8 protein-coding genes are annotated in these 9,276 nt (G+C 46.5%); 1 reads left to right on the top strand and 7 read right to left on the bottom strand.

Annotated elements, in window-relative coordinates; genetic code table 11:
* The first annotated feature begins 1,023 nt into the window (after nucleotides 1–1,023).
* Nucleotides 1,024–1,686: a GntR family transcriptional regulator gene (locus CVU60_08660; GenBank protein PKN42275.1), complete on the top strand. Its 663-nt coding sequence runs from the start codon at nucleotides 1,024–1,026 to the stop codon at nucleotides 1,684–1,686.
* A gap of 103 nt (nucleotides 1,687–1,789) precedes the next feature.
* On the opposite strand, the gene CVU60_08655 is transcribed toward CVU60_08660, so the two are convergent.
* From CVU60_08655 to CVU60_08625, 7 genes are all read right to left on the bottom strand, one after another.
* Nucleotides 1,790–3,871 (bottom strand): hypothetical protein, encoded by a 2,082-nt coding sequence (locus CVU60_08655; GenBank protein PKN42274.1) that lies wholly within the window; start codon nucleotides 3,869–3,871, stop codon nucleotides 1,790–1,792.
* 6 nt (nucleotides 3,872–3,877) lie between these two features.
* On the bottom strand, nucleotides 3,878–4,369 hold the full coding sequence (locus CVU60_08650) for a hypothetical protein (GenBank protein ID PKN42273.1): 492 nt from the start codon (nucleotides 4,367–4,369) through the stop codon (nucleotides 3,878–3,880).
* A gap of 10 nt (nucleotides 4,370–4,379) precedes the next feature.
* Nucleotides 4,380–5,024: a hypothetical protein gene (locus CVU60_08645; GenBank protein ID PKN42272.1), complete on the bottom strand. Its 645-nt coding sequence runs from the start codon at nucleotides 5,022–5,024 to the stop codon at nucleotides 4,380–4,382.
* Complete coding sequence (locus tag CVU60_08640; GenBank protein ID PKN42271.1) at nucleotides 5,005–5,589, bottom strand: hypothetical protein; 585 nt, start codon at nucleotides 5,587–5,589, stop codon at nucleotides 5,005–5,007. Before CVU60_08640 ends, CVU60_08645 begins: the two co-directional genes overlap by 20 nt.
* Nucleotides 5,590–5,604: 15 nt before the next feature.
* Nucleotides 5,605–6,657 carry a hypothetical protein gene (locus CVU60_08635; protein PKN42270.1) on the bottom strand — a complete coding sequence of 351 codons (1,053 nt, stop codon included), beginning with the start codon at nucleotides 6,655–6,657 and terminating at the stop codon, nucleotides 5,605–5,607.
* An 812-nt stretch (nucleotides 6,658–7,469) separates the two neighbouring features.
* A complete protein-coding gene (locus CVU60_08630) occupies nucleotides 7,470–8,627 on the bottom strand; it encodes an NADP-dependent isocitrate dehydrogenase (protein ID PKN42269.1) in 1,158 nt (385 codons plus the stop codon).
* Between the two features lie 98 nt (nucleotides 8,628–8,725).
* The gene (locus CVU60_08625) at nucleotides 8,726–9,202 is read right to left on the bottom strand and encodes a chemotaxis protein CheX (GenBank protein PKN42268.1); all 477 of its coding nucleotides are present in this window, start codon (nucleotides 9,200–9,202) and stop codon (nucleotides 8,726–8,728) included.
* Between the last annotated feature and the right edge of the window lie 74 nt (nucleotides 9,203–9,276).

Raw genomic sequence — 9,276 nt, 5'->3', positions numbered from 1 at the left:
TCTTCGTCATTCTCTGCTCCCTAATCATTTGCGTTTGAAGGGGTCGGGACTAGCAGAGTTCCCACCTAAAGGCTTGTGCAAATTTCTGGGGCCACTTCTCTTCCTCGATGTGTTACGCGCTTTGCAGGGCCGGGCAGCCATCATTCAAGGGAAGGCAATTTACCGCTCAGAAAAACGCAAGTGCCTGTAAAAATCGCCACCAAGTCTTTAGACTACTCCAAATAGCAAAATCTGAATTTCGTTCACAACCAGGTCGTTGTGAAACGAACAAACCAATCAAGAACAGAAAATCCATAAAATTAACAAGTTACATATCTAAGCAAAAACTATAACAGAAAATTGATTATTGAAAAACAGCTCAAAATATGAAACTAATAACATGTTAAAAATACGGTTTTAAACGATGTTCAAGTTCAGATAAAAATGGTGAAGCATTATGAATATTTTCGAAAAATCCGGCACACGTAAAAATACGAAAATTTCATTTCGTACCGACGACGAGACTCTCATTCAACTCAAATCTATCTGTAGAATTGAAAACAGGACAATCTCTTCTTTAATTGAAAATATTCTTACAGAATATGTGCTAATTCACGAAAACAACTCACCAGCGGAACAGGAAAAAAGACTTTCTCCAAGAAAAAAATGCTCATTTCCAGCTGTCATTATGGAAACTACAGAAAACAAAAAATCATACAAAAACTGCTTAATAAAGAGTATATCTTTCAATTCAGCTCAACTTGTTTTAAAAAAAATATCTGACGAGTACAAAATTGCAAAAGATTTTTTTATACTTTTCAACCTGCCTAAAAGTGACTATCCCTTATTTTTGCCATGCCAGCTTATTCGATCAAAGTGCTTGAAAGATGAATGTATGATTGTTGCTAAAATAAATTGCGAGTCACAGCTAGACAGCGACATATTGCAAAATTACTTATTTAAAACTGATTTTATAGATAATAATGAAAAGAAAAAATCACAATTTTCTAGCAATCAATAATTATATTTCTAAAGGATATACTAATGGAAACAAAAAATTTGCTTAAAAGAAGAGTTTTGCGAGACGATGTTGCAGAATACCTTATGGAATCCATCCTTAAAGGCGATCTCAACCCGGGGGACAAGATAGTCGAATCAAAATTGGCAAGGGAGCTATCCATCAGTCAGGGAGCGGTACGAGAGGCGATACGCGACCTAATCGCACAGGGAGTTTTGGAGACGGAACCCTACAAAGGTACCCGCATAAGGACTCTTACCAAGGACCAACTCAATGATTACTATGATGTCCGCACGGAAATTGAGGCCCTGGCTGTCAGATGGAGCATTGTCAAACACGGATCCAAGTATCTCGATCTTGCTTTTTTGAAGAGCTGCGTCGACAACATGAAAATATGCGTGGACAAAAACGATTCAAAAAACATGCGCAAACATGACATGGCATTTCATCTTGCCATCGTGAAGGCAGCCCACAGCGAATCACTTGAGAAAGCCTGGAATTCACTCGGAAATTATTACTGGACCTATATCGCGGTTTACTACGACCATGCTGCGTCCCTGCTGCAAAACCAAATCGTAAAGCATCAAACCATGTACGAAGCCATCGCATCCGCTGACGTCAACGCCTATGCGAACTGTGTTCGCGGTCATTACTTCGATACCGACGAATTATTCCCAGAAAAAAAATAGCTTGAACGCATTCTGCCGAATTCTGTCATTTGTATTCAGCACATAAAAACAAAGGCCGCTTGGTGACAAGCGGCCTTTGTTTTTATGTGCTGACAGGGAGCGACTACATGATGCGAGGCTGAATGAAGATCAGGAGTTCGGCCTTGTTCTTGGCATCATAGGTATTCTTGAAAAGCCAACCCAGACCAGGGACATCACCCAAACCGGGGATCTGATTCGTACCACTGGTTTCCGTGGTTTTCTGCACACCACCGATGACGATGGTCTCACGATCACTGACCATCATCTTGGTCTTGGTCTGCTTGGTATCAATGTCGCGGCCATCGCTCTTGGGGCTGTCATCGCTGATTTCAAGATCCAGAATAAGTTTGTTGTCAGGGGTGATCTGCGGCAAAACGGAGATCTTGAGAACCGCTTCCTCATACTCGGTCGTGGTGCCGCCACTCTCCGACTCCGTTGCGGTGGCAAGCTTGGTGCCCTGCTGAATTTCGGCCCTGTTGTTGTTCAGCGTGAGAATGCGGGGCGAAGAGATTGTCTTGACCAGATTTTTTGTTTCACCAAGTTGCAGCGCAGCATCGAGAGTGAACAAATCTTCTCCAAGATATTTACCAATTGTTCCGCCGAGTGTGATCCCGTTAACGGTATTGATAGCGTTGAGGCCTGTAGAAGCAAAATTGCCTCGCCACTGCTCATTGGGAAGATTCTCTGCGGTCTCGGTATTGTAAGTCGTGCCCCATTTGACGCCAAGACTTCTCTGAAATTCGTCTGTGGCGTAAACAAGTCGCGCTTCGATCATGACCTGACGCTCGGCGCGGTCAAGTTTCTTGATGAAACTGTCCACACGTTTCAGTGTATCTTCAGTATCGGTGACTATAAGAATGTTTGTGCGTGGGTCTGAGGACACCGAACCTCGCCCGGTCAACATCGTCTTGACCTTGCCTTCAAACTCGGCGGCGGTGTTGTAGTTGATCTGCATGTACTCGGTCTTGAGCGGAGCAAGATTCTGCATGCTGACCTGCGCCTGAATTGCGGCCTCCCGGGCTTTCTGCAACTGGACACGCTCAGCTTCGAGTTTGGTGATCGAAGCGATGCGCATGATGTTGCCCTTTATGACCATGCCAAGCCCTCTTTGCAGAAGCACCAGGTCAAGAGCCTGATCCCAGGGGATATCAACGAGCTTGAGAGAGATTTTTCCGGTAATGCCGTCATCAAGAATGAGATTATAGCCGCTGATTTCAGAAATGAGACGCAGCACATGCTCGACGTCAGCATCCTGTAAATCGATGGATATCCGCTCGCCAGTGTATCGCTCTTTCATGCCCGGAAAGAGGGTGTTGAGCTCCTGAATCTCACTCGCCGTATCGGCAAGGGCTTCGGCAGTATCCGGTGCTTGGACACTTGCAACGTCACCTTGTGCCGCCTGCGAGCTTTTACCCTTTACCAGGATATGTGTTTCATCACCTTTGCGCAGCACGGACAAGGCGGGGTTCTTCGCACCGGCGAACAAAAGATAAGCGTTCCCGTCATTGCCGTTAATCGCGGTGACATAATCAACCGAAGAGCCGAGTTTGGTCACGTCGTATTTTTTTAACAACGTGTCCTGAAATTGAACTTTGCGGAAAGTCAGTTTGAAATCACCGTCTTGCCCGGGAGTCACCTCAAAAGGCAGGCTCGAATACGTGACGACCTGCAGAGAATCATTCTTGGGTTTGAAATTCAGTGAGGTGATATAATTCGACGGAAGTTGAGGAACTGACGTGTCGTCAGATACAAGCATCAAGCGGCCAAGAGTGTCTGATTGTTTTGAAAGAAGAAATTTGCTGTTTTCATTCAGAAAAATATTCAGGGATTTGACTTTTTCTCCATCCATGTCTTTTTGAATTTCACTGACGAGAGAAGTCACATTCACCGGCAGTTCGAAATCAGTGACAGGCGGAGTAAACAAGACCTTGATATTTTTATCGGAATCATGATCGGCATAAATCTGCGTGTTGGCATCCAGTGGCATGTCAATGATCGTTTTCCCAAGGGCCTCGGACACAACCACTGTCGGGAGATTTTGAACAGGTACATCCGTCGCACCACCTGTATCCATGTTGGCAGGCTTAGAGTGCGTTGCGCATGAAGTCAGCACAACGATACAACCAAAAAATAAAAATCCAGATATCGCTCTGAAGATCTTCATAGCACCCTACTCCTTCTCTTGCCGCAATCTTAAATTAATTATTCGCTTTTTTGCTTCACCAAAAACATCGATGACATCTTCTTCGACGACAAGCACCTCATTTCCTATAGAAGTGACCACGCCATCATATAGTCCAATTGTCATGCCGGGGCGGATCAAATACCCTTTGCCGTCCGGCAGTTCAACCATCGCCATGGCATTTCCACCCATCTTGTTTATAATTCCAATGAGCTTCAAGCTTCGAACATCGACCGTTTCCAGCGGCGTGGCCGCCTTTTTCTCGATTTTTGCCTTTTTGGCAGCCTGCATGAGTTCGTACTCGCGAATCTTCACAAACGACACGAACGGATCAATTTTGCCCTTTGCTTCATAAGGGGGATTCTGGGACGTTATCCAGTCCGGGAATTCCTGACCGGACCCATCCGTCGTTCCCTCGGCGGCAAACACAGGCGCACAGAGAAAAAACAAAGCTGTCAGGATCAAAATGTGTACTTTCATGGCGTCTCATTCACTTTTTTTTCTTATTTTGCTTTTTTTGCGCTTCTCGAGCCTCAATTTCAGCCGCTGTAAGAGCCCGGTAGACCTGAAGAACAAGACTGGTATTCAGATACTTTTCCGTCGGAGAAAAATCAGAGACTGGCGAAAAAGTGATGTTTTGAATGGTTACAAGCCGATCGAGACGAGAAAGCCGGTCGAAATACGTAACAAGGCGATGGAATGTCCCGCTGATTTGCAACTGGACCGAACGGGTTGCGTAAAATTCCTGGATTTGTTCTGCGCCGGGTTGAAAAAGTATAAACTCGACATTTTCGTCGCGGCCCAATTTTTCAAATGAGGCGAGTAGCATCTCAAGGGCTCGGGCATCTTCGGGAAGCAGAGTCTTGGCGTAATAGAGCTCCTTTTTCCGCAAGGACAAGCTACGTTCCAATTCCGGCAGTTTGGCTACCTGTGCTCGGTAAAGGGCGATATCCTTGTCGAGTTTCTCTATGGTTTGCCCGGCTTTGGCGATCTGGGTCAGTTTGCCATCGAGGACAAAGTACCAATATGCCCCGTAAACCAACCCCGCCAACCCGAGCAGTATCAGGATCAGTTGCAGGGATGACAATTCCGCAAATTTTTTGGAAACTGTAGATTTATCCATTTGTTGTTCCATTCGTACTTGTGTTCTCGAAATACTCCTGGGCCTTGACGGAACACTCGAAAGAAACCAGTCCAAGCCCGTCAATTTCACGGCGGGACGTTCTTCGTGTGTCCACACTGGCTATATATTTCGACAGACGAAGCCTTTCAACGAAGCTGACAAAAGCCTGATTGTCCAAGGCCACTCCAGTGAGTGCAATGTTACCACTGGCATCAACATTGAACTTTTCGACCCACAATTTGTTCTGCGGAATATTGGTGACAACCTCATCGATGTACTTGACGGGCAAGCCCTGACGAAGACGCACCTGCTTGATGATCTTGATTCTTCCTTCGATATCCTGAAGTTCCTGCATGGTCTGGTTGACCTTGGCGACCTCTTTTTCCAAAAGCGTCTTAGTCTGCGTTTTTTGGGACACGGACGCATTCAAATCAGCAAGCTGAGCGGAAAAATAATAGTCTACGGCAAAAACGGACCCAAGCACCAGAAGCACTCCAAACACGAAAAAAACAAAGCTTTTTTCAATATTTGTTGATTTTGTTCGCTTTTGCTGAGGAAGTAAATTAATTTTGATCATAGCTGGCTTCCAATATTATATTGCTCTCAAGGCAAGGCCAAAAGGAACAACCATTTGCGGGCCTATTTCTTCAAGGTATTCTTTTTGAAAAGAATTCCTGTCGACAAAAATTTTCCGGAACGGATTGTGATACTGAACATCCAAACCAAGTTCGTTCTGAAAAACATCCTTGAGTCCACCAAACAAAGCCCCGCCACCAGAAAGATAAAGCGACTCTGCAGGCACGACATTGCTTGAAGATGAATGGTAGAACCCTATAAGGCGCTTCAGTTCGTCACACCAATTCTTGAAAGTCTTGTTCACGGCGTCGGCAACGGCCTTGGCATTCTTGTCGTCAAGGTTGTCCTTGCCGCCCAACTTGATCTTCTCAGCTTCCATCCTTTTCAAGTTGAGAATGGATGCCAGCGATTCAGTAACTACCCGTCCGCCAAACGACACTTCGCGCAAAAATACTGGCTGTGCATTGTGATAAATGCAAAATACGCTCTGCGCACCACCAATATCCAGGAGATAAACAGGCTTGTCCTGAAGCTCAGGGTAGTTGTATTCGAAACTGTTGCATATCGCAAAAGAATCGACATCGATCACAGAGAGAGACAGACCGGACTGGGTGATCACGTCGCTCAAGTTCTGCACAACCTTTTTCTTGCTGGCCACAAGCAAAACGTCGTAGCTCTTCTCTTTTGCGCCAGGGCCTAGAATTTGAAAATCGAGGTAAACATCGTTGATATCGAAAGGAATGTACTGACGTGCGTCTTTGTGGACAGTGTCTCCCAAAGTCTTGGGTGAATCAGACTCGAAAGTGACACGTTTGACGATAACCGCATGCCCCGCCATTGACGAAGCGACAACCTGCTCCTTGAGCAGAAGCTGCGACCAAAGTCCTGCGATTTTTTTTGCCGTTGCCGAATTATTGTCAAGGTCACCAGGTTGCCATGGACTTCTGGAAATACTTTCCAGAATAAAATCACCTTTTCCCGGCCGAATCTTTACCATTTTCAACCATTCGCTTCCAAGATCCAAACCGACGCCGGCATTTTTCTTAGAAAAAAAACCTAATTTTTTCACAGCGTTATATCCTCAACGGTTTTTTTCTTCACCCAAAACCCTGCATTTACTCGTCGATAGTTAATTTATTAGCACAAAACATTCAGTCCATGCAAGAAATAATGCGTTGAAAAACAGTGAACAAAATAATCATCTCTCTGCCTTTTGAAACTTAATCCATCGTCACAAACAAAATTCATTCTGTCCACCTGCGCAAAAGTCAACGCCATAACACCATCTGATATTTTTATCGATACGTAACGAACGAACCAAATCACTCGCAATTAAGCTTTCTGCTCCGAATTAAAAGATCGCGACAACTGCTTTCTTTCCTCAAAACTCTCCATTTTCCCGGTTTTATCATCGCTTAAACTGTCAAACATCTAAGCCGGCTTTTTTCCTGCTGAAGCAGTGAGATATCCGTTTGAAAGAGAAAAGCCCGGTTCTTTTTGAAGAACCGGGCCTGTGCCAACCAAGCAATGCCGATCCGGAAAAAAACATCCACTCAACCGGACGTTACTGTGAAACGCTGTAAACAAATCGGCCGATATGCTCACCAATGAAAACTCAAACCAAAAAAAGGCAACAGAAGCGAAGACTAGAGTTATCGAAATGGCGGCTCATAAAACCCTTGAACATTAAACCCTGCCAAAACAGATGCTCTGGGCAAGCACGGCATTATGATTCAAAATCAAGCTACGTGCCATATTAAATTCATTGTCCTCGCGCTCTTCCACAACAATGTTCGACCATATCTCAATGCTCGTCAAAGAAAAATGCAAGAACATTAGCATGTTATGCGCACAGAGCGACACAACAAACCATCATTGGCATTAAACTTTTTCGAGATTGGCAAGCAAAATCTGACCGAATTCAACGCATCCAACCTGGCTTGCATTGGCCATCTGTCCGGCCAGATCAACAGTGACTCGACCCTCCGAGATAGCCAATTCAACGGCTTTGCGTATTTTATTGGCGGCTTCATTCCATCCCACATGGTCAAGCATCAACGCGCCCGAGAGGATCAGGCTGCCGGGGTTGGCGAGATCTTTCCCCTCAATTGTGGGGGCGGTCCCATGCGTGGGCTCGAAAAATGCCAGATCGCCGCTCATGTTCACTCCCGGAGCCAGGCCAAGTCCTCCAACCTGAGCGGCAAGAGCGTCGGAAAGATAATCGCCGTTCAGATTCGGAGTGGCGATAACATCGTATCTCTCGGGCCTGATGAGCACTTCCTGGAACATGGCGTCGGCAATTCTGTCCTGAAGCACAACCCTGCCGGGGGGGCAACACTCCTCACCCTCCCGAACGACCACTCCGGAAAACTCCTCTGCGGCAAGCTCATAGCCCCAGTTTCGAAAAGCGCCTTCCGTGAACTTCATGATGTTGCCCTTGTGGGCCATGGTCACGCTTTCGCGTTTCTGATCCAGGGCGAATTGAATCGCCTTACGGATAAGTCTCTTGGAGCCCTTTGCGGTCATCGGCTTGATGCCTATGCCGCTTTGCTCGTCCACATTGGCGCCCATTTCGTCACGCAGGAACGCAATGAGCTTCCTGGCTTCAGGACTACCGGCCTGCCATTCGATCCCTGCATAGACATCTTCGGTGTTCTCGCGGAAAATCACCATGTTGACGCGTTCAGGATGCTTGACCGGACTTTCAATGCCCTTGAAATACTGAATGGGCCGGATGCATGCGAACAAATCCAGGGTCTGACGCATGGTTACGTTCAGGCTGCGAAAGCCCTTGCCGACCGGCGTCTCAAGGGGGCCCTTCATGGCCAGATCCGCGCTCTTCAGAGTGTCCAGGGTTTCCTGGGGAAGATAGGTACCTGTCTCTTCGAAGGCTTTTTTTCCAGCCAGCAATTCAACCCATTCAAAACCTCGGCCGTCCCCGAATGCCAGTTCGACGGCTCTGTCGAGAACTGGCCGACCGGCTGCCCAGACTTCCCTTCCAATCCCGTCGCCTTCAATAAAATATACTTTACGTTTCATACTTTTCTCCTAGGTCAAAAAAATAAAACCCCTCGCGGGGTTTGGGGATAGTAAAAGATTATTGATCGCGCAACCGCCAAAATGCGGCGCTGGCGCGATCAGCTAAAGCAGACTTCAACCATGAGAGCACCATGCTGCGTTTCGAAAGGGATGGCCAAAATGGCGCTTGTCGATACATGCCTGATTGTATGCCCGGCTCCCGTGATCACGGAAGGTATTGCACCTTCGAAAATCATGCCCATGCCGACAAGGCCTTTGCGGGCCTGTCCGGATATCATGTTCGTCAATTCGCCGACTGCATCGGTGACAACATCGTTTATTTCAGGCTGCTCTTCATAAAGCATCGCGCTGACGATACCCAAGGCCGATGCAGTGGTGAAGGTCAGGGACATGGTCCCCCTGCTTTTGCCTTTTGGATTGGAAAAACCAATCACGCCTGTCACATCACCTTGAGCCCCTGCGTGTTGCTTGACAAAGGGAGTACCCACTTTGACGTCGGTCATCGCCATCGTCTTCAGGACGGAACTCGTCGCGTCAACAAACTGCGCTATTATTCCCTTTATGGTATCATTCATAATATTCCGCCATGTTAAACTCGAAATTCGTTGAAAATGATCAGACGCTCCAGGGCCACAATCCATTGCTCATA

Source organism: Deltaproteobacteria bacterium HGW-Deltaproteobacteria-18 (assembly GCA_002841885.1).
Taxonomy (GTDB): Bacteria; Desulfobacterota; Desulfovibrionia; order Desulfovibrionales; family Desulfomicrobiaceae; genus Desulfomicrobium.
This window is presented reverse-complemented; position numbering and strand designations above follow the sequence as displayed.